The 20,785-nt window shown below is 37.4% G+C and carries 19 protein-coding genes and 2 riboswitches; of the genes, 4 read left to right on the forward strand and 15 right to left on the reverse strand.

All coding sequences use genetic code 11. The features are described from left to right. The first annotated feature begins 31 nt into the window (after window positions 1-31). The 3 genes from NSQ59_RS22365 (at window position 32) to NSQ59_RS22375 (ending at window position 3,126) form a co-directional block, all read left to right on the forward strand. Entirely contained in the window at window positions 32-871 is an 840-nt protein-coding gene (locus NSQ59_RS22365) for a TIGR03943 family putative permease subunit (RefSeq protein WP_340832799.1), read from the forward strand. A 795-nt stretch (window positions 872-1,666) separates the two neighbouring features. After that, window positions 1,667-2,674 carry a rod-share determining protein MreBH gene (gene mreBH, locus NSQ59_RS22370; RefSeq protein WP_055742244.1) on the forward strand — a complete coding sequence of 336 codons (1,008 nt, stop codon included), beginning with the start codon at window positions 1,667-1,669 and terminating at the stop codon, window positions 2,672-2,674. A 224-nt stretch (window positions 2,675-2,898) separates the two neighbouring features. After that, complete coding sequence (locus NSQ59_RS22375; RefSeq protein ID WP_126647630.1) at window positions 2,899-3,126, forward strand: hypothetical protein; 228 nt, start codon at window positions 2,899-2,901, stop codon at window positions 3,124-3,126. A 33-nt stretch (window positions 3,127-3,159) separates the two neighbouring features. On the opposite strand, the gene NSQ59_RS22380 is transcribed toward NSQ59_RS22375, so the two are convergent. The 15 genes from NSQ59_RS22380 to NSQ59_RS22450 all read right to left on the reverse strand — a co-directional run bounded on the left by NSQ59_RS22380 (window position 3,160) and on the right by NSQ59_RS22450 (window position 20,036). Then, window positions 3,160-4,704, reverse strand: coding sequence for a flotillin family protein (locus NSQ59_RS22380; protein WP_055742246.1), 1,545 nt, complete (start codon window positions 4,702-4,704; stop codon window positions 3,160-3,162). A gap of 18 nt (window positions 4,705-4,722) precedes the next feature. Beyond that, window positions 4,723-5,265 carry a hypothetical protein gene (locus NSQ59_RS22385; protein WP_055742247.1) on the reverse strand — a complete coding sequence of 181 codons (543 nt, stop codon included), beginning with the start codon at window positions 5,263-5,265 and terminating at the stop codon, window positions 4,723-4,725. 209 nt (window positions 5,266-5,474) lie between these two features. Next, the gene (locus NSQ59_RS22390; protein ID WP_055742248.1) at window positions 5,475-6,185 is read right to left on the reverse strand and encodes a DapH/DapD/GlmU-related protein; all 711 of its coding nucleotides are present in this window, start codon (window positions 6,183-6,185) and stop codon (window positions 5,475-5,477) included. Between the two features lie 307 nt (window positions 6,186-6,492). Then, window positions 6,493-7,134, reverse strand: coding sequence for a queuosine precursor transporter (locus NSQ59_RS22395; RefSeq protein WP_126647629.1), 642 nt, complete (start codon window positions 7,132-7,134; stop codon window positions 6,493-6,495). Window position 7,135: 1 nt separating this feature from the next. Then, window positions 7,136-7,636: a preQ(1) synthase gene (gene queF, locus NSQ59_RS22400; protein WP_055742250.1), complete on the reverse strand. Its 501-nt coding sequence runs from the start codon at window positions 7,634-7,636 to the stop codon at window positions 7,136-7,138. Between the two features lie 118 nt (window positions 7,637-7,754). Continuing rightward, a riboswitch (PreQ1 riboswitch) is annotated at window positions 7,755-7,802 on the reverse strand. A gap of 71 nt (window positions 7,803-7,873) precedes the next feature. Next, entirely contained in the window at window positions 7,874-9,010 is a 1,137-nt protein-coding gene (locus NSQ59_RS22405) for a bifunctional cystathionine gamma-lyase/homocysteine desulfhydrase (protein WP_340832800.1), read from the reverse strand. A gap of 171 nt (window positions 9,011-9,181) precedes the next feature. Beyond that, the gene (locus tag NSQ59_RS22410; protein ID WP_340832801.1) at window positions 9,182-10,099 is read right to left on the reverse strand and encodes a PLP-dependent cysteine synthase family protein; all 918 of its coding nucleotides are present in this window, start codon (window positions 10,097-10,099) and stop codon (window positions 9,182-9,184) included. Window positions 10,100-10,115: 16 nt separating this feature from the next. Further along, window positions 10,116-10,586 (reverse strand): S-ribosylhomocysteine lyase, encoded by a 471-nt coding sequence (locus tag NSQ59_RS22415; RefSeq protein ID WP_055742253.1) that lies wholly within the window; start codon window positions 10,584-10,586, stop codon window positions 10,116-10,118. Beyond that, complete coding sequence (locus tag NSQ59_RS22420; RefSeq protein WP_055742509.1) at window positions 10,583-11,236, reverse strand: class I SAM-dependent DNA methyltransferase; 654 nt, start codon at window positions 11,234-11,236, stop codon at window positions 10,583-10,585. The genes NSQ59_RS22415 and NSQ59_RS22420 overlap by 4 nt, the downstream gene beginning before the upstream one ends. 144 nt (window positions 11,237-11,380) lie before the next feature. Then, complete coding sequence (locus NSQ59_RS22425; protein ID WP_340832802.1) at window positions 11,381-13,999, reverse strand: DUF2309 domain-containing protein; 2,619 nt, start codon at window positions 13,997-13,999, stop codon at window positions 11,381-11,383. After that, entirely contained in the window at window positions 13,999-15,528 is a 1,530-nt protein-coding gene (locus NSQ59_RS22430; RefSeq protein WP_340832803.1) for an NADH dehydrogenase subunit 5, read from the reverse strand. The genes NSQ59_RS22425 and NSQ59_RS22430 overlap by 1 nt, the downstream gene beginning before the upstream one ends. 468 nt (window positions 15,529-15,996) lie before the next feature. Further along, entirely contained in the window at window positions 15,997-16,380 is a 384-nt protein-coding gene (locus tag NSQ59_RS22435; RefSeq protein WP_055742255.1) for a DUF2294 domain-containing protein, read from the reverse strand. A 162-nt stretch (window positions 16,381-16,542) separates the two neighbouring features. After that, window positions 16,543-17,702 (reverse strand): IS3 family transposase gene (locus NSQ59_RS22440; protein ID WP_268888313.1). Its coding sequence is split into 2 segments (ribosomal slippage): window positions 16,543-17,441 and window positions 17,441-17,702, totalling 1,161 coding nucleotides; the frame shifts between segments, so codons are not numbered across the junction. A 728-nt stretch (window positions 17,703-18,430) separates the two neighbouring features. Next, complete coding sequence (locus NSQ59_RS22445) at window positions 18,431-18,721, reverse strand: hypothetical protein (RefSeq protein ID WP_055742256.1); 291 nt, start codon at window positions 18,719-18,721, stop codon at window positions 18,431-18,433. Window positions 18,722-18,950: 229 nt separating this feature from the next. Beyond that, a riboswitch (cyclic di-GMP riboswitch) is annotated at window positions 18,951-19,037 on the reverse strand. A gap of 141 nt (window positions 19,038-19,178) precedes the next feature. Further along, on the reverse strand, window positions 19,179-20,036 hold the full coding sequence (locus tag NSQ59_RS22450; RefSeq protein WP_340832804.1) for an aldose epimerase family protein: 858 nt from the start codon (window positions 20,034-20,036) through the stop codon (window positions 19,179-19,181). A gap of 101 nt (window positions 20,037-20,137) precedes the next feature. Here NSQ59_RS22450 and NSQ59_RS22455 point away from each other — a divergent pair, with 101 nt between their 5' ends. Beyond that, the gene (locus NSQ59_RS22455) at window positions 20,138-20,299 is read left to right on the forward strand and encodes a hypothetical protein (RefSeq protein ID WP_161809314.1); all 162 of its coding nucleotides are present in this window, start codon (window positions 20,138-20,140) and stop codon (window positions 20,297-20,299) included. Window positions 20,300-20,785: the final 486 nt, after the last annotated feature.

Genomic DNA, 20,785 nt, shown 5'->3' on the forward strand with positions numbered 1-20,785 from the left:
TGATTACTTTTTAGAAAGGAAAATGTGAAGCATGATAAGATTTTTTATTTTACTTGGTTTCTCTTTTCTCTTTTTACATTTGCATGCGACCGGGTCCATTAGTAAATACATTAATATGAAATACTCTTATATTTCTTTTATCACCATCTTTGTGCTCTTTTTCCTAACTATTGTCCAGTTATATTTTTATATTAAAGGCGATAAAGAAACAGAAGATGGCTGTGATTGTGGATGTGACCATCATCACCATCATAAGAAAACCTGGAAGGATTATGTGATGCTGCCGGTTCTCATATTTCCAATCTTTTCGGTATTGTGTTTACCGGTGGCAACGCTTGACTCCAATATTGTAAAAGCAAAGGGATTTAACTTTAATGTGTATAATGACAAAGACACATCTGCAATCCATGAGTTTCTACAGCCTGACTCGAGCGTTTATTATGGCACAGACGGCTATGATGAATTGATGGGGAAATCCAAGAAAAAGTTCAGCAAATTAGGCAACAATGTCGCATTAAGTGATGAGAATTGGCTGCAAGGAATGGAGACCATCTATCGATTCCCTGGAGATTTCATGGGTAAGACCGTTAGTTTCCGAGGATTTGCTTATAATGAAAAAAATCTAGCAGCAAATCAATTGTTTATTTTCCGATTCGGTATCATCCATTGTGTAGCTGACTCCGGTGTATTCGGTATGCTGATTGAATTCCCTAAGGGTGTTCACTATCATAATGATGATTGGCTGCAAGTTACTGGAACATTAACCTCCGAATACTATCAGCCATTTAAAAAGACTATTCCAGTGTTAAAAGTGGAAAAGGTGAAGCAAATTCCAGTTCCGAAAGACCAATATGTTTACCGGAACTATTAAATTAGAAAAAGGGAAGGTGAATTGCTCATCGACCTACGGACTCTTGACATTGAAGTGCAAATTTCAATTAGAGGGGCTTCGACATAGGGAGGTAGTTCAGGAGCTAGTGAAATTGGCACTTCAGATTTCACCGAGTAAAATTTGAAATGTAACCTTACCTGATGCCCGCTTATCATAGAAAAGAGCCTCCGAAAATTCGGCTAGTCGATAAGCTCTGATACTGGACAAAAAAGTGGATTAAATTCTAGCAGAACTTAATATATTTTAAATATAGGGTATACAACTATCATGTATACCCTATTACATTTTTACAAAACATTTAAGATTAGATGACACGCAAAAGCTCAAAGAGATCCTCTCTTATAGCCCAATCCTTTTTGGTTACGGCGCTGAAGAACTCTTTTCACCATATTCATATTTGTAATATTTATTTCATGGCATAAATTGTATGCCGCATTACCCTCATAAATCATCTATACTAATCTAAGAATTATATGTAATGACAAAAATCGAAGACTTTCGTCACTGTTCTACAATGACTTTAAAACAAATGCGTAAGCTCCTCAGCTTCGAAGTAGCAGGCAGGACCAACGGAAACCGTACTGAGGTAGCTCACAAGCTAGTGAAATTGGCACTTCCATTTTCACCTGATGCCCGTAGAAATCGGCTAACCGAAGCTGTTGCACTAAACGTAGACAATATTTTTAAAGGGTTATCCACGGGTCTAAATTTTATAGTTAACTAGAAAGCAATCATGCACATTATATTTTTAAAAGGAAAAGGTGATATTAGGTTATGTTCTCAAACGCTGATATTGGAATTGATTTAGGTACTGCAAATACCCTTGTTTTTAGTAAAAGTAAAGGTGTTATTTTAAATGAGCCATCTGTCGTTGCCATTAATACGGAAACGAAAAAAATCGTGGCCGTTGGACTAGAGGCTAAAAGTATGATCGGAAAGACACCTGAAAAAATTGCAGCTATCCGACCTTTAAAGGATGGGGTAATTGCTGATTTCGACATCACTACAGAGATGCTTAGACATATTATGAAAAAAATCGGAAAACAGCTTGGAATGTCTGTCAGAAAGCCAAACGTAATTGTATGTACTCCTTCAGGTGCAACTTCCGTAGAAAGAAGAGCAATCCAGGATGCAGTAAAAAATAGCGGTGCCAAGAATGTTCATTTAATTGAAGAGCCTGTTGCAGCAGCCATTGGGGCAGACTTGCCGGTAGATGAGCCTGTAGCGAATGTAATTGTGGACATTGGCGGCGGAACAACCGAGGTTGCTATCATTTCCTATGGCGGGGTTGTAACAAGCAACACGATTCGCGTCGGCGGCGATAAAATGGACGAGGATATTATTCAACATGTTAGAAAAACTTATAATCTCTTAATTGGGGAGCGCACCGCAGAACAAATTAAAATGGAAATTGGGTACGCGTTAGTTGATCACGATGAAATTTCCATGGAAGTTCGCGGACGTGACCTAGTATCCGGATTACCAAAAACAGTTACATTAAAATCAACAGAAATTCAAAACTCCATGCGAGAATCTTTATTGAAAATTTTAGAATCCATTCGTGCGACACTAGAAAATTGCCCCGCAGAATTGAGTGGGGATATTGTGGACCGTGGGGTTATATTAACAGGTGGCGGCGCACTTCTAAATGGTATGCAGGATTGGCTGTCTAAAAGTATCATTGTACCGGTACATTTAGCATCAAATCCGTTGGAATCTGTTGTAATTGGTACCGGAAAATCATTGAAATTTATTAATCGTTTGCAGCCTATGGCGAAATAATGGACATTAAAAAAAGAGCTAATGATAGCTCTTTTTTTAGTGTTAGCAGATAAGTTTGTAGGTGTTTAGCACTATTTGGAACTATTCGATGTCATTTTCGGGCCATTCCCCTGCAGTTCCGGGCTGTTGACTGAGCGTTATCTAGATTTCTTTGATATGAATGAATTATTTTTCGTACGTTAGAGAAAACTGATATCTATATAATCTTAAGTCAGGTGAACCACATGTTAAGTCATGAAATTGAGGATACTTTTGATGTGTATGGATATCAGCGTTATTACAAAAACATGAAAACAGCTATCGAAATTTCCGGTCTGTTGGATCATGTTGACCAGTATACATTGGAAAACTTCTTTGATACCTTTGATTTCCAAGGCTATGATCGCTTGTTATTTGATGAGTTTCGATATTATTTTTGGATGTATCTAAAAATATACGAGCAACAGGCATGACAAAAGGGAGCAGCACAAGCGCTCCCTTTTTACTTATTGTTCTACTGCTTTTCCTTTATTCGAATCTGAAATGGTGTCTGTCAAATGTTCAATACTTCCACGAACATTATATTTTCCGGATAAGTTTTCTAGCAGCTCTTTCACATCGATACCTGAAGATGCTTTCAGCGATTCTTGCAGGCTTGACATTAAGCTTGTGGCATAGCCAGTTACTTTATTGGCTCCGCCTTCACCGCTGCCGCCTCCAGTATCCACAACAGTAATCTTATCAATATTGCTAAGCGGGCTAGCAACTTGTTTTGCATATTCAGGAAGCATTTTTAAAATCATGTCCATAACAGCTGCCTGACCAAATTGTTCGAAAGCTTCTGCGATCTTTCTCTTTGCTTCCGCTTCGGCAAGACCCTTTAAACGAATGATTTCGGCTTCCGTTTCCCCTTGTGCTCTTTGGGCTTCTGCATGTGCCAAACCATCGATACGGACTTTTTCTGCTTCCGCCTTTGCCATGGATTCAATTCGATATTTGTTCGCATCTGCTTCTGCCATTTGTCGTGCCTTATCAGCCACTGCAGCCTGCTCAACAGCATAGCGGTCTGCATCCGCTTTTTTCTTCACTTCCGAATCATATTGACGCTCACGACGTAAGATTTCTTTCTCCTCAAGTTCAATTTGCTTTTGACGTTCAATGATTTTAATTTGCATTTCCTGTTCCGTTACTTCTTGTTTGGAACGTGCTGTTTCCAAATCATATGCTTGGTCTGCACGCGCTCTTGCAATATCCTGTTCACGGCGGAACTCTGCAATTTTTAATTGATTCATTTTTTCTGCTTCTGCAATTTCCGTCGATCTTTCTAATTCCGCTTTTTGTGCGTCTTTTGCAGCTTCTGCACGCTTAATTCTTGTTTCTTTTTCCGCTTCGGCTGTTGCAATATCTGCATCCCTCTTTACTTGGGCAATTCGCGGTTTACCTAGAGATTCCAAGTATCCATTTTTATCTCTTACTTCTTTAATGGTAAAGGATACAATTACTAACCCCATTTTCGCTAAATCCTGGGAAGCAACTCGTTGAACCTCTTGAGAGAATTTATCTCTATTTTTATAAATTTCTTCTACAGTCATCGATCCAAGGATGGAACGGAGATGTCCCTCCAGTACTTCCTTCGCTTCGTTTTCGCGATCCTGTTTTGTTTTTCCTAAAAATTGTTCTGCTGCAGTAGCAATTTCCCCAATGGAGCCGCCAATTTTAATAATCGCTGTTCCATCAGCCATGACCGGCACACCTTGTTCTGTATACACTTCAGGTGTAGTAACCTCTAATTTACTGGATAATAGGCTTAGTGGCTGTGACTGTTGGAAAACGGGTAGCACGAAAGTACCGCCGCCGCGAATAATTTTAATTTTATTTCCTGCTTCATCCACATGGACATTTTTTCCGCCAAGATAGCTTCCTGTAACAATTAATGCCTCATCTGGACTCGCTGTGCGATACTTGGAAATAAATACACCAATTAAAGCAATTAATAAGAATACAACAATGGCAATAACAATCCAAATTCCGATCATACCTGATTCAAACATACCTTCTCCCCCTATCTCTTATTCTTCATAATGCAATTGATTATTTTCATATGAAACTACATATAGTACACCATTTTTCACTTCAATCACCAGGACCTGAGTGCCTTCTTCTATTGGAGCATTTTTTACGCTGGCGGCTGGTTTGGCAATCGTTCCACTTTTGCTTTCAATCACAACTTCGCCAAATCCATCTTCAGGGATGGAAATAATCGTCTTTCCGATTCTCCCTTTTAAAGAATCCTCCGTGTAAGCAAGGGATTCTTCCGCTGAGGATAGTGGAATGAGCACAAACATGTTTAGTAATGTGTCCAAGACGAGTGCGATAATGGCAGATATGGCAATTATAAGTGCACTTGAAATAGAAGTTGCAAGCTCTAATATATATCCGCTTGCGGAAAAAAATGTGATGAATGATAGCACTAAAGTCGGGTGTAAAAAGTTTAGCCCTTCTCCTAAACCATGCAGCACGTCACCGAAAAAAATATAAAGAATGGTTAAGACACCTGATACAATTAATAAAACTAAGTAAATGGTCTCGATTGGTGTTCCGAATATCGTCATTCTCATCATTCCTTCAGATTGAACTTTTACATCATTTTTATGTCTTTCTCCTTTCTCTATTTTCCTACTAATATTTACGGGGCATCTAGAACTTTGGTTTCATATTATTTTTAAAATTTTTAACCATTACCTCTAAATTTACCTCGGTAGTACAAGGGACACATTTTTTCCCTTCTTCCAAAAAAAATTCTGCCTAATGGCTAGGCAGTCTATATAAAAAATGGTGTATTTTTTCGATACGATTTGCCCAATCGATAATAATGGTCAACAATCTCCTGATTTAGTCCTTTAAATTTTTCCGGCACAGGTGGCAATGCGTCTGCTTGTTCCTGTTTCCATACTGCTTTACCTGGTTCTATGAAACGTCCATCTGATATTTTGACATCATTTGTTACCGTTGCCCCATGCATAATCACGCAGTTCTTTCCAATCGTCGCACCGTAAATGGATACCCCTTCCCCGATGAAGGTATTTCTCCCTATATACAGTGGACCATGCGGCTGGGCATGATGCAAAATACTCACCTCATCCCCAATATACACACCATATTTTTTCCCTTTCACATCTACGTGCTGGTTTGGATGACAATGTATAACGACAAAATCTTGAATATTTGTTTTTTTACCAATAAAGTAAGGCGTTGAAGAATCAGCACGAATCAAATTGTTCCAGCCAATAAAACAATCATCTTCAACTCGGACATCTCCGAATATATACGAATTTGGTCCCACCACAGCGTTAACACTAATCTTTGGATATTCTGCATTTGGATTTTCTTCAATTGGAGGATTAAAAGAGAGAATTTGCCTTTGTGGATAGACTCCTGTTTGTTTAAACTTAAGATCCTCACCACCTACAGGTTGTTGCTGTCTCATTGCAGGAGGATAAGGATAGTATGGGTAGCCTTGATAGTATTGCATATGAAGTCCCTCCCCATCTTGTATAATTGTATCAATACATGGGTATTCGCTGTGAAGAGAAAATATTCATAATGAAATATTTGGGTGGTTTAGTACGGACACCAGATCCGTTATCTGTGACAAAAAGGGGGTATTTCTAATGTTTGCGGACATAGGATCCGTTATTTAGCATAAAAACAGTGATTTCCATGTGTTTTTTCATAAATAACGTACCCTGTGTCCGCTAGACTCTTAAATTAAGGTCATTTTATTAAAATAACGGATTCTCTGTCCGCTTAAGATTGTTCATTTAGGGAAATCCCCATACTTAAGATACTGCAGAGCTTCCTTGAGCATTATTTTTTGATTCTTGCTTCCGAGTCACACTCACCAATAAATAAACAATTGGTGTTGCCACAATGGAAGCAAGGAATTTAAATACATATTGTGTAAAAATAAGTGTTACGAGTACAGCTAATGGCATTGTTCCCATGAATGCAATCGCTATAAAAATAGTTGTATCCACTAGCTGACTTAACATAGTTGAAGCATTGTTCCTTAGCCATAGCTTCTTCGTACCATGCTTTTTCTTCAATTTGTTAAAAACAAAAACATCTAAGTTTTGACTGACTGCATACGATGCTAGGCTTGCTACAATCACTCTGAAGCTCCCGCCTAAAATGGTTTTAAACTCTGATTGATGTCCGAAAACCGGGGCAGCCGGCAATTGGATTGCAATAAAAATAAAGATTAAAGCAAGTACTTGTGTGATTAGGCCAGCTTGAACCGTTTTTCTCCCTGTTTCCTTTCCATACACCTCAACGATGACATCCACAATCGGATAGGTAAAAATATAGATGACAACTGCTGCAGGTAAAACTGCCAGGTGGCCAATGCTAAACAGCTTCACCGCTACAATATTTGCCAGAATTAATAAACCGACAAATAATCCATTTAAATATAATAACATCTTATCGGTTATCCACTTTCTCTGGATATAAATCATGATTCATTAAGCGGAAATTGGCCATTTCCTCATACTTCGTTCCCGGTCTACCATAATTGCAATAAGGATCAATAGAAATACCGCCACGAGGCGTAAATTTCCCCCATACCTCAATATAACGCGGATCTAAAAGTTTAATAAGATCATTCATAATAATGTTCACACAATCCTCGTGGAAATCTCCATGATTTCTAAAACTAAATAGATAAAGCTTCAGAGATTTACTCTCGACAATCTTTTTATCTGGTATGTAGCTGATATACATGGTTGCATAGTCTGGCTGGCTTGTAATGGGACATAGTGATGTGAACTCCGGACAGTTAAACTTTACAAAATAATCCCGATTCGAATGTAAATTATCTACGGATTCTAAAATTTCGGGAGAATACTCAAATTTGTACTTGGTACCTTGATTCCCTAACAAGGTTAAATCCTTTAACCCTTCTTCCTGTTTTCTTCCTGACATAAAAAAAGCCTCCTTAAGATGTACCTTGACATTTTAGAGAGGGAATTTTCCATAGCAAACATATTAAAATGGATAAAAGAAAAGCCATGCCCATTATGGACATGGCTATAATTGTCATGTATCCATAGTTTTTTATAGAGGGTTTTGTGCTATGAACCTCTCCCGTCATGTTCGGGTATTTAATTGAACATAATATAGAATATTAAATTCTTTACAGTCCGTCAACTAGAAATTTTATTATTCATCTTGTAATGCATTCTCAAGATCTTCAAGAAGATCCTCAATATCCTCTATCCCAACGGAAATGCGGATAAGTCCATCCTCTATTCCTAGCTCATGACGGCGTTCTTTTGGAATGGAGGCATGTGTCATTAAAGCTGGAATAGAAATTAAGCTCTCCACTGCACCTAAGCTTTCTGCAAGTGTAAAGTATTTTACCTTCTTCAATACATCCAGTGCTTTTGCTTCTGATTCCACTGTAAAGGAGATCATCCCTCCAAAACCATCTGCTTGTTTGCTGTGGATATCGTGGCCCGGATGATTAGCTAAGCCGGGATAATAAACTTTTTGAACATGTTTATTATCTTGAAGAAAATTAACAACCTTTTTCGTATTTTCTTCAATCTCTTCCATACGAACGCCTAATGTCTTAATTCCACGAATTAATAGCCAGCTATCTTGCGGACCTAAAATACCACCTGTTGAATTTTGAATAAAATGAACATCTTCGGCTAACTTGTCATCATTCACAACTACAAGACCTGCTACTACATCGCTATGACCGCCAAGATATTTTGTTGCACTGTGAAGGACAATATCTGCTCCAAGTTCAAGCGGATTTTGCCAATACGGAGTACTGAAGGTATTGTCAACAATCAGTTTAAGGTTATTTTCTTTGGCGATTTCACTTACAGCCTGAATATCGGTAATTTTTAAAAGCGGATTTGTTGGGGTTTCTACATAAATCGCTTTTGTATTTGGTTTTACCGCATTTTTCACTGTGTCTAAATCGCTGGTGTCAACGAATGTTACTTCGAGATTAAAGCGGTTTAGAACCTTGGTCATAACACGGAATGTTCCGCCGTACACATCATCCGTCGCAATAATATGGTCCCCTGCAGAAAATAATTGGATAACTGCCGTGATGGCTGCCATACCTGAACCAAATGCAAATCCCCGCTTACCGCCTTCAATATCTGCAATTAGCTTTTCCAATGATTCACGCGTAGGGTTTCCCGTTCTTGAATATTCATATTTAAAATTACCAACACCATCTTGTTTATACGTACTTACTTGATAAATTGGTGTGGAAACAGCGCCAGTATAAGGATCACGACTAATTCCACCATGAATAAATTTCGTTTTTTTCCTCATGTTCATTCCTACTTTCTAAGGCTTCTTTCTTAAACTATGTTGCTTTTGTAAACGAAAACCTTATAGAAATCCTTATTTGGGTTAAGAATGAATACTCTTTTTAAGAAAAGTTGCCCCGGAGATAAGTTTAAGATTTTATAACATTTACGAAAAACAACAATTTATACGAAATCAGCCTTCATATATTTTGCTACTAATGTAACGTTCGCTGCTATCCGGAAAAATGGTTACTATATTTGTTCCAGGTTTTGCTATTGCTGCCTCACGAAGACACGCTTCCATCGCTGCTCCCGAAGAGCTGCCTACTAAAAGACCCTCTAGTTTTGCCAATTCAGCCAAACGAGTGAATGCCGCTTCATCCGGAATGGTATGGATTGCATCAAAATAATTCCGGTCCATAAAAGGCGGCAGAAATTCCATCCCAATTCCCTCTGTTCGATGCGATCCCGACTCGCCGCCATTTAAAATCGACCCTTCAGGCTCTACTATAACCGTCTTCACATTTGGGAGTTTTTCTTTCAAATATCTAGAGGTCCCCATAAATGTCCCACCGGAGCCAGCTCCAACAACAAAAATATGAACATTCCCATCAAGTGCTTCATAAATTTCAGGTCCAAGACTTGCATAATACGTATCCGGATTAGCATAGTTTTGGAACTGACCTGGATAAAACGCACCCGGAATCGTTTCTAATAATTCCTTCGCTTTGGCAATCGCACCTTCCATCCCCAGTTCAGTTGGAGTATTTACGACTTTTGCCCCAAGCGCCCTCATTAATGTTTGTTTCTCAAGGCTGAATTTTTCCGGTACCACAAATATAGCTTGAACACCAAATTGAATAGCCGCAAGTGCTAGACCAATTCCCGTGTTTCCGGCTGTCGGCTCAATAATGGTTCCGCCTTTTTTCAGCTTTCCTTCCGCAAAGGCTATTTTCAACAAATACTGTCCTAAACGATCCTTTACACTACCACCAGGATTAAAATATTCAAGTTTCGCAAATAAACGTACACCCTCTGGCAATGTAAAGTTTGTAATCTCCACCAATGGTGTATTGCCTATTAATTCATGCACATTTCGCGCGTATTTCATCTTTAAAACCTCTTTTTTATGCAAAGATTTCTTTCCATTCGTTTCTCTTAGACAGCATTTTTCTAGCAATCTCTTGTGCACCTTCTAAGCTATGGCTAGCAGCCCATCCGCACTGTACTTCATTACATGCAGGTACTTCAGTTGCTGTTAGAACATCATTTAACGTTTTTTCAAGTATTTCCAGAACTGCTTCGTAATCATCATGATTGATTACGGATAAATAAAAGCCTGTTTGGCACCCCATAGGGCTGATATCCACAATTTTATCTGTATGATTGCGGCTAAATTCTGCCATCATATGCTCTAAGGAATGTAATGCAGGCATTTCCATATGTTCTTTATTTGGTTGGCAGAAACGGATGTCATATTTATGAATAACATCACCGTTCACACCTTCTTTCACTCCAGCCAAACGTACAAATGGTGCTTTTACCTTTGTATGATCTAAATTAAAGCTTTCTACATTCATTTTCTTTTGTGTTGTCATGAATCATTTCTCCTCTCTTTTTTGGCATCCATTAACCAAACAAATGGATTTAATCGTGTAAATGAAACTTCAAATCCGTATTTATCAAATATATGTTGCAAAACAGGAATGGTTGTATAATATTCCCGCTGTAAATCTTCTGCAAGTCTATGAAAATTCCTTTTTAAAGATTCCCGGATTTTTTCTTGTTTGGCTTCCTCTGTCGGGAAAACGGTATCCGCAAAAAGAATGCGGCCGCCTTCATTTAATAAATTACTATATTTTCGAATTGCCTTATCTTTTTCTTCATCTGTTAAATGATGGAACGCATAGGTGCTGACAATGGTATCGATTTTAGCATCTATTTGCGGAAACTCTAAGAAATCCCCATCTAAAATAGTAATGTTTTTTAATTTTTGTTTTGCAATTGCCCTCATCCCTTCAGATGGTTCAATTCCAAAAACATTTAATCCTTTATTATTTAACCTTGCTGTTAAATTCCCAGTACCTACTCCAAATTCAAGTACGGTACCTGTGGATTTTTCGGCTACAGTTGAAAGTATCTTGTCATAATCTATAAAAACTTCTTCATATTCAGGGTCATGTCCGGTAACAGTTTCATCATAAGAATGGGACCATTCATCAAAAAGCTCATTGAACTCTCTACCCATCTCAATTCCCTCATTTCCTATAAAATAACTCAGAATTAACTTTAGCATGATTTTCTCAAAAGAGCAATCTTGAATAATTGGCAAAATAAAAACACCCCAATACCATTATCAGGGTGTTTTTGAGTTATCTAAGTTAATTAGTCTTTACCAATTTTCCCACAGACCTTTTGGATCAACACTGGCAAGTCTAACCCATCCATTTTGAACTTTTTCTTGAAATGCGGTGTTATTATTTAATAACCGTTTTATATATTCCGTAGGTGCTTGAATAACGATCAGCAAACGAAGCGGAGAATGAAAATACTCATTATCTGATTGCATGACGGATTGCCAAGGTAATCCGGCTAACAAATCGCTTGCATTCCCTTGCATGACGCCGAGACCAGCTGTAATTGTTTGGGTTGTTTTATTTCCACTGCCGTAATAGTGAGGAGCTACGGTAGAAGCGTAATATTGCAGATTAATCCATTGAGCAACTGTACCAGCCCCGGCAATAATACCAGCTAACAGATCACCATTTTCATCTTCCTTCCAATCATAATTATGAAGGAAGGCTCTGCCTTCTAATTCAGCGTTCTGAGTAAGTTCACGTTTTCCGATAATTAAAGCGGCATTACGAGCTAATCCCCATTCCGGACGTATCTCACTCCAATCCTGAGCAAATCGATGTGCCTCATCTGTTGGATTTTTATGTTTTGAATGGAAATTAGGTAATTGTGTTAAACGTTCCGCATTTGCATTGTCGCTTACTTTCGTTAAAATAGCTTCCAATCGATCAAACGCAACTTGAGCGGATGTTGTAAGTTCCGGTACATAAATCCAATGCAATTCCTCCACCGCCGTGTTATGCTCAGCTGCTACGAAAACCGTATCTTCAGGGATTTCCATTCCTTCTTCTAAAAGAGCTGCTCGGACTTCCGGAAGGTTGCATAACTCTGCCAATACCCTTGCATTGAATCCGCTTGATGCGCCACCACAGGCACCACAATCAAGAGAGGATGCATACGGATTATTGATACTTTGACTACCGTGCCCGCAAAAAACAACTAATGGTGAAAGGTTGTTTGTTAATCCCATCAGTTTCAGAGCATGACGTGCATATTTTACCTTTTCTTCTTCCGTAAATCCAACAGGTAACCCCGCTTCTTTTTCATGAACATGGTTAATAGAGAGTTTTGTTTCGGGTTTCCGTACCCAATTTTCACGGAGGTTCCGTATAAATCGATCTGCTGTTCGTGGAACAAAACTTCGTGTTACCATTTGCAAACTAAGCAAGGGTCCACTTACCTCGGGTAAAATCAAGTTTGCAAGTAAATGATGCTTCATTGTTTTGAATGTATGACCTAATGAATTTACCGCATTCTTACGTTGTTGGTATCGATTGAGTTCATTTGCATCTTGCAACTCTTTTATGGCATGTTCCGGCTTAGATATGACCGGCAGGGAAGGATGGCTATGTTTACTGCCAAGTTCACTAGTTGCGATCGGTAACCCAAAAAAGCCAGCAATTCCAATTGTTTCAAACGGACCTTCTTTTTCAAGATGGCGACGAAAACGTTCTGAACGAACATCTATACAGAATGCGAGCTGAGCTAATGCAGTTTTTTTATGATTAGCATGGGTTGAGAGGATCTTCTCACTTAATTGATCTTTGTATGTTTGTTCCCATGCCTCAAGCCATATTTTCCTACGAACCATATCATCAAACTGATAGGCAAATGTTAAATATTCGTCCTGATCCTTTAAAGACATCTGTGACCATTCATCTATAGAAAGCTGTCCCCAGTGAATCCAAGATGCTATAAGGGAAACATTCGAAACCTTTTTCTTTGATTGTTGATTGGACAAAGGTACATAAGGTTGTAGGAGAGCCCACTCCATTGAGATTCGGATAGCTAAATATTCTATTAAGAGTGCATGTTCCTGACTTGATTGTTGTGAACGCCACATTAGCATTCCTGCCCAGCCAGGTAACGAAAGTAAATGACCTTCAAGATAATGTTGAATCTCTTGTTTTGGGATTTCTAGCGCGGACAGCGCTACTTCTAAAGCAGTATTTGCATCTTTGGGCCAATCCATCAGACTTTTGCGCAGACTTTTACTGATGGCAGGATCATATGGAATAAGCTGTCGCCATGCTGGATAGAACCCATCCTCACGATTCGGCATTGTCCAAGTTGCCTGGGATTCATCAAGGTATAACTTACACCATTTGATCATGTAATAATCAAGAATATCTGCCAGTTTTTCCCCACTCTGTTGTTTTACATTCATACTTAATGGTTGCAAAAAGGCCTTTTCGGAACTCTCTGTATTCCATTCCTTTAGGTCCGCATCCAATTTTTTCAGCTCAGATGATGAGAGAAGCTCAGAGGGTAACTTATCTAATGTTAATGCAGCACGACAAAATCGTTCTGCTGCCTCCCGAGATATGTGAAAAGAATGAGAATCTAGCCAACGCTGCAGTGCCATTTCTACAAAAGCCTCATCAATCTCACCTTTCCTTTTCGCAGATTGGATCATAGAAGCACTAGGATATATATCAACATCCCGTGTATTCTTTAGCCACCGTGCTACCTGTTCAAAAGAAAGTTTTTCGAGTCCCATCCATGGACTGCGTGCTGCAAACGTAGAAATCGGCCAAAGTGGTGCAATAACTCGACTGGCTGATTCAACTAAAACGCGAATGTCACTTTCTTGAAAATTTATATTATCGTCTTTCTGTTTTACATCATCTTTATTTATGACAGATGTTACACTCATCATTTATTACCTCCCTGAGATAAAAACTTAAGGTAGTTTGGATGACTTTCCACTGCTTTTGGTTGTGCCTCACCTAAACGTACCAACCAAAGATAAATTACTGTGAAGTAAACAGAAGAGCGATGCTGAACAACCCACCTGCCTATAATACTGCAAACAAACAAGAAACAGATGATAAAGATAAGTATAGCCATGGAAAGTTGATTTCCATGATAAACATTTACAGGCAACCAACCATAGAGGTAGTTATGAATGATAAGGTACAAAATAGTAAATCCACCCAAAAATAACAATCCAGCAATTCGATCAATGCTTCCCTCTCCAAAAGCTACTAATTGTTTCCAGGAAACAGATAAAGACCACCCTATAATTAGCGCACTTATCAATTGATATCCATTTCCCATGTCCTTAAGCCAAAAAGAAGCACCAACAAGGATAGCTAAAATATACCCAACCACGGTCCATGAATAGGATATGTTTTTCCGACCATGTGTTGATTTTTCCAAACGCGGCACTAACGAACCTGCCTGTAAAAATAGCGTAGCTTTGAACAAACCATGAAATACAAGGTGAAAAATAGCTGCTGAATAGGCACCTAATGCGCACTGAATCAGCATAAATCCCATTTGTGCAATGGTTGATCCTACTAACTGTCGTTTATAGTCCACCTGGACTAAACTGATTCCAGTTCCAATCAATACCGAAATACTTGCCAGAATTAGTAAGATTATTTGCGCTATATCACCATTAAATATCGGTGAAAATCTAGTTAGAACAATACCACCTGCATTTACTAAACCAGCGTGCATAATCGCCGAAACAGGAGTCGGAGCAACAACAGACTCTAACAACCACCGTTGGAACGGCCATTGTGCTGCTGGAATCATTACCCCTAGTATGAGCAACAGATTAATCCCTGTTTTCTCCCAAGAATCAAGGTGGGCTAAACTCCCGTCCTTTAAAGCTGACGATAGCTGCCATTGTCCTGTAACATGGGAAAGCCAAATAATTGCAAATACAATAGCAATCCAACTTAATGCAAATAAACGACCAGATATGGTTGCTGCTTCATGAGCCACTTTCCATCCACGGTTCAACCGTATAAGTGAGATAAGTCCAATAAGAGTAACTCCCCAACAAATGGCCATTAAGCGTAAATCATCACTTAACCATGCAAGCGAGGCTGCGCCGGTAGTGAATGTAAAAAGAATAAAATATTTCCGATAAGAGTGATCCCCCATTAAGTAACGTACGGAAAAACGTTGAATGATTAATCCAAGAAAAAGAACAAAGAATGCCAATAACCACGCTATAGAGTCTAGGTGCCAAGGACCAAAAATTCCTTTTGCCTTCGTATTAATAAGAGCAAATAAAGCAACCAATGGGGGTAAAGACACAATTCCAATATGGATATTAACGTAACGCAATGGTATCCGTGGATATAAAAACAACAGACCACTTAGACCGGAAATCACCAGTACACAATAAAATATATTTAATAATGATGACAAACTAAGGGAAAATAACATATAACGGTCCTCCATCTAAATGGCGCTTACTTATATAATTCCTTTTAAAAAGGTTGATATATATTCCAGATAATACTTATAAAGAAAAACGCAGAAGCTAGACAATGACTAATCTGTAAATTCATTTCTCGCATTTAAATAAAAAAACCGACAACTTCAAAATTCCAACGATGATTAAAATCATTGGAATTTTGTAAATTGTCGGTTTCAATTCAACTAACCATAAAGTTTTTTGAAATGCTACCAATTATTATCAACATGTATGCGTTCGAATGAAAAAACAGTATATCTCCATCTTATCAATCAGATTATAGACTGTACCGATTTTTACGTCACAATAAAAACTTTTTCATCCAGTCAATATATAAATATTGAAATGAATGCTCAAGTTATAATTAAGATTAAAAACGCCATATTTAGTTAACTTTAGGATATTCCATACTGCACACATTTGTCAACAATTTAGACTTAATCCTGCCCATTATTGCTGTTTATCTTTTTCTCAAGATCATTAAATAATTTGAAAACCATCAGTCGTTCTCCAGTACGAGAGCTTATATCGGTATGGAATCCCTTTACTTCCTCCCCAGTAATCGTCAATATAATTTCCTTAAGATTCTCTATCCCAGATTCAACTAACTCAGATCGTGTTTTTTTTATAGTCAACATTCCATCTTTGGTTTCACAAACAGTATATTCTGCTGGAGTTAAAATTCCTTGTAAATTGACAATGATCATATCCCTTAATATATCTGTTTTAACAGATAAAGAGCCTCTTCCAAGATAGTCCTTTTCCCATTGTGTTATGGCCTTACTTATTTCCGATTCAATAAAACCTTTCGAAACTTTCAATATTATATATCCTCCTTGTACTAAAAATCCGTACACTCCTTATTAAACAATTGATACTACGTCAAGAAAATAGACACAGATTTTTCTACCGCGCTTTCGCTTGGTGGCCTTCATCAAAAAGTTTAAATAAAGTGCGATTTAAACTTTTTGATGAAGGTAAAATCAAGCTGCAGAATTACTATACATTCGCTCAAATTCATTTGGTGTACAGTAGCCCAATGTTGAATGAATCCGCTTAGAATTGTAGAAGAACTCGATGTATTCAAATAATGATTTCTTCGCTTCTTCTCTTGTTCTATACTTGGTTTGATAAACTAACTCACGTTTAAGAATACCGTGAAACGATTCAATGCAAGCATTGTCATAACAGTTTCCTTTACGGCTCATACTACCAATCATATGATACTTTTTTAATAGTTTCTGATACTCAGAGGAAGCATATTGAACACCTCTGTCTGAGTGATGAATGACGCCTTTTCCCGGCTTTTGACGCTTGTAAGCCATTTTTAATGCAGAGATAACCAATTCCTTTGTCATAGTTTTGCCCATAGCCCAACCTACTATTTTACGAGAATATAAGTCCATTACGGTCGCCAAATACAACCAGCCCTCATTGGTCGGTATATAAGTGATATCCGTTACCCAAAATTGGTTTGGTTTGCTTGCTTTAAACTGTCGATCTAGGACGTTTTCACTTACTGGATGTTTATGTTTTGAATTGGTCGTAGCCTTGTATTTCTTGACTGTACAAGACTTCCATTGGTTCTTCGTCATAATACGGGAAACCGTACGCTCACTTACCTTCATGCCACGTTTATTAAGGGTTTTAGTAATTTTCACGCTGCCGTAACGTTGTTTAAATTCTAAATGGGTCTTCAGAATTTTTTGTGCTAATTTCTCGTGCTTTTTCTGCCGGTTACTTTTTGGTCGGTTTAACCATTTGAAGTAACCACTCTTGGATACTCCCAGGACTTTGCACATCTTCTCCACTCGGAATTGGGAGCGATTCTTATGAATAAATTCATATTTTACCGAGGGCTTTTCGCGAAGTAGTGCATCGCCTTTTTTAAGATTTCATTTTCCTCCTTTAAATCGCGCATTTCTTTCTGAAGAGCTTTTAAAGCAGCACCTTCCGAGGAGAAAGATTGTACAGCCTTGATTTCCGGTTGTTGACCATACTTTTTCATCCAACCATGTAATGTATTTTCGTTTACACCAACTTCTCTCGCCACTTGAGCTACAGATTTATGGTTTTCGCTAATATACTTTACAGTTTCAATTTTAAAAGACTCTTCGTATCGTTTACCATTACCTTTTGCCATACGGACACACCTCATTATAATTGATATATTTATTATAACAATCTGTGTCCACTTTTTAGTCTAGCATCAAATTTCCTTTTTTATTTTAATAAATGTATTAGTATATGTTTTATAGCTTTTATAGAAAGCTACAATAACTTATTGCATTGAATTCCTAACACGGTTTTCTTTCATGGTAACTTACGATTCTGATCATTAACGATTCCTCTTTGGTCATTTAAGTTAGCCACCTATATTTTATCAAAGGCTCTTTACATATACTATAGTACCTTTGAGAAGAAAACTTGAAAAACATCCTAATCTTTTTAAGTAGAGTGCCCCGAATCGAATCACATATTAGGATTGAAAAGAACTCGTGTATTTTATGTTATCAGAGAAAAAATGGATTATTAAGTTAGTTATGGGGGGATCCAGTCCACTAATATAATGAACGAATGAGGTTCAAGATGAAAAAAGCTCCTCCAGATGGAAAAGCAATGGTTGGTTATGGAGAACTTAGCTATAAATAAGAGCTAAATTCTTCCTTTCATTTTTTTCAGCGTTATGGCAGAAGCAGTATGATCATCACGAGTTCAGTAAATGGATAAAGATTTTCACAATGAACTGCCTTTTAGATTAAATAACTTATAAGACCAATATCAACTTCAGGAACGGAGAAAGTTATCGTCTATAAGTATTTGAAATAACAAGAGGGTCTATAACTTTTACAAGGCTGTATACCAATTATATTATTTTCGCTCTTTGTATTGATCGATTCCATATAAAATATATTGTAGATAACTTATGGGACTCGAATTGCGATTTTTAATAATTTCGAGCATCTCTAAAAGTTCAAGAATTTGTCTCCTCGGTAAATTAGTAAGAATATAATCGACAATTTGATCCCCTGACATCTCAACTTCCAGCTTCTGGTTTACTAAAAAGGTCAAACTATTTGCCGGAAAAATATATGAATATAAATGCTCTTTTATTTGATTATAGCTATATCTATCTGACTTCTGGTTTACGTCTATTGCCATCTTTAATAAAATCCTTCTTTCTTTAAACAATTTTCTCTAAGATAGAGAAACAAATGGAAAAAATGTCTTGGTCAGACAATTTGACTTTGTGGTTTTCTTCACAAAAATCCAGGACAAGACGAGCAGACAGTGGGGAGTAGACCGCATAAAGGAGGAATTCCGAAATCATAATAGGAATACTTAATAAGACAAGATTTCAAAATCTTTTTCATATTATTATCAATAAACTTTCGGTAACCCGGCGATCATCATTCTTCCGAACCTTAGACCCGTGGCTTTGCGTCCCCATTTTTCAAAAGGTTTGCTATTATCGTTGTTTTTACCTTTTAAACATATCATTTTTCGGTTACTTATATCAATCATTTTTCAGCAAAAAAAGAGAGAATTCGACACTTAGATGAAACTATCTATTGAGGCTATGCGATGAAAAAAATTAAAGACAAGGAGACACCTTGTCTTATTCCACCTTGATTTGAAAAAAGGTCGTTAACGACTCATTTGGTTTTAAATACACCAATTCTTCTTTTTGATTCATTTCATATGTTTTTGCCATCCATGGTTCAACACAAACAAATTCCTTCCCATGTTCTGTCCAACAGACAATATAGTTAAATTCCTTGCCATATTCTAATGAAACTAGTTTATTTGTTTCCTCAAGTTTAAATTGGACTTCGTTTTTCACAGTGTCCAGTAACATCAACGATTCTTTTTTATCAGATAAGTCGATGATCCCTTTAAATATTTTCTCTTGATTGTCATTATAATCAAGATATGTTTTGGCGTCAGATTCTATGGTTAATACCTTTTTCGACGTTTTAAAATATGGATGGAATCCGGCATAAAATGGCATTTCTAATTCGGATAAATTTTTATAATCCTGTTCTATATAAAGAGTATTCTCTTTTAAGATATATTTAAAAACAACCTCAAAATCAAATGGATAAGATTTTCTTGTTTCTTCATTACTTTCTAATCTTAAAGTAATCGATAACTCCCCTTCTGTAGAAGTCTTTACTACTTCCCAAGGCATATTTCTCGCAAAACCATGATTTTTCATTTTATAGGTATTTCCTTGAAGTTCGTATTCACCTTTTTGCAATTGTCCGCTTATGGGGAATAAAATTGGAATTCCTCCTCTAATGTTTGCTTCTCTATCTAACAGAGTTTCCCTATTTAAATAAAGAATTTCGGTGCCGCTGATCCCGAATTCTGTGATTATTCCACCGCGTTCCGGTACAACTTTTATGTATGAATCTCCATCTCTTAATTCGTATATTTTTAAACCTTCGTCCATTAGTTCTTGAATTGAATACATTGCACCTGTCTCCTTTTTGCTTCTATATCATTGTTGTTGCTTCCACCCACTATTATGGCATATATTATTAAAAGATTGCATTTGTGCGGAGGGAGACTTATATGAAAAATAAAAAAAAGCAAATCATATTTTTTCTTATATCCATCCTATTTATTTTAGGAGGTTTATTTACCGGGATTTATTGGATGACACATATTGACCAATTTAAGAAAAATGGCATGATTGAACGTAGTACTATTACTTATACTAAAAGTGTTATATAAAGGGAATAGGATTGCTTTTCTTTGGTTTAGTAAGGGGTAACGAGTGGGGAATTTCCGTGCTTTGTTACCGCTTTTGCGTTCTGAATTTGATTGTGGCACAATTATTCATCATCTATTGTTACCTGTTTCATGCTTTAGCACCTTCCATGGGAATATTCAGCCGTTCATTGTTACCATTTTTCCGTTTTATTCTCCTCTTCGGGCACATTCAACCGTTGATCGTTACCGTTTTCCCAGTCCGGCATTGTGTTCAGGCACGATTCTCCTTCTACCGGATTCCCGCTCTGACCTCATAAAAAAGCACGATTAAACGTCCATTTTCAATTAGCGGTAATAAACCTTATCCATTTTTGTCATCTTTCTTTAATATTGGCATCTAATGATAATATACACTCTTTAAAGGTGGTGACTAATATGTGGATTTATATTGTTCTTGCATTTGTCATTATCCTACCCATCATTTTCTTTAGAGTAACTTCAAATACG

This window comes from Margalitia sp. FSL K6-0131 (assembly GCF_038008735.1).
Lineage (GTDB): Bacteria > Bacillota > Bacilli > Bacillales > Bacillaceae_C > Margalitia > Margalitia shackletonii.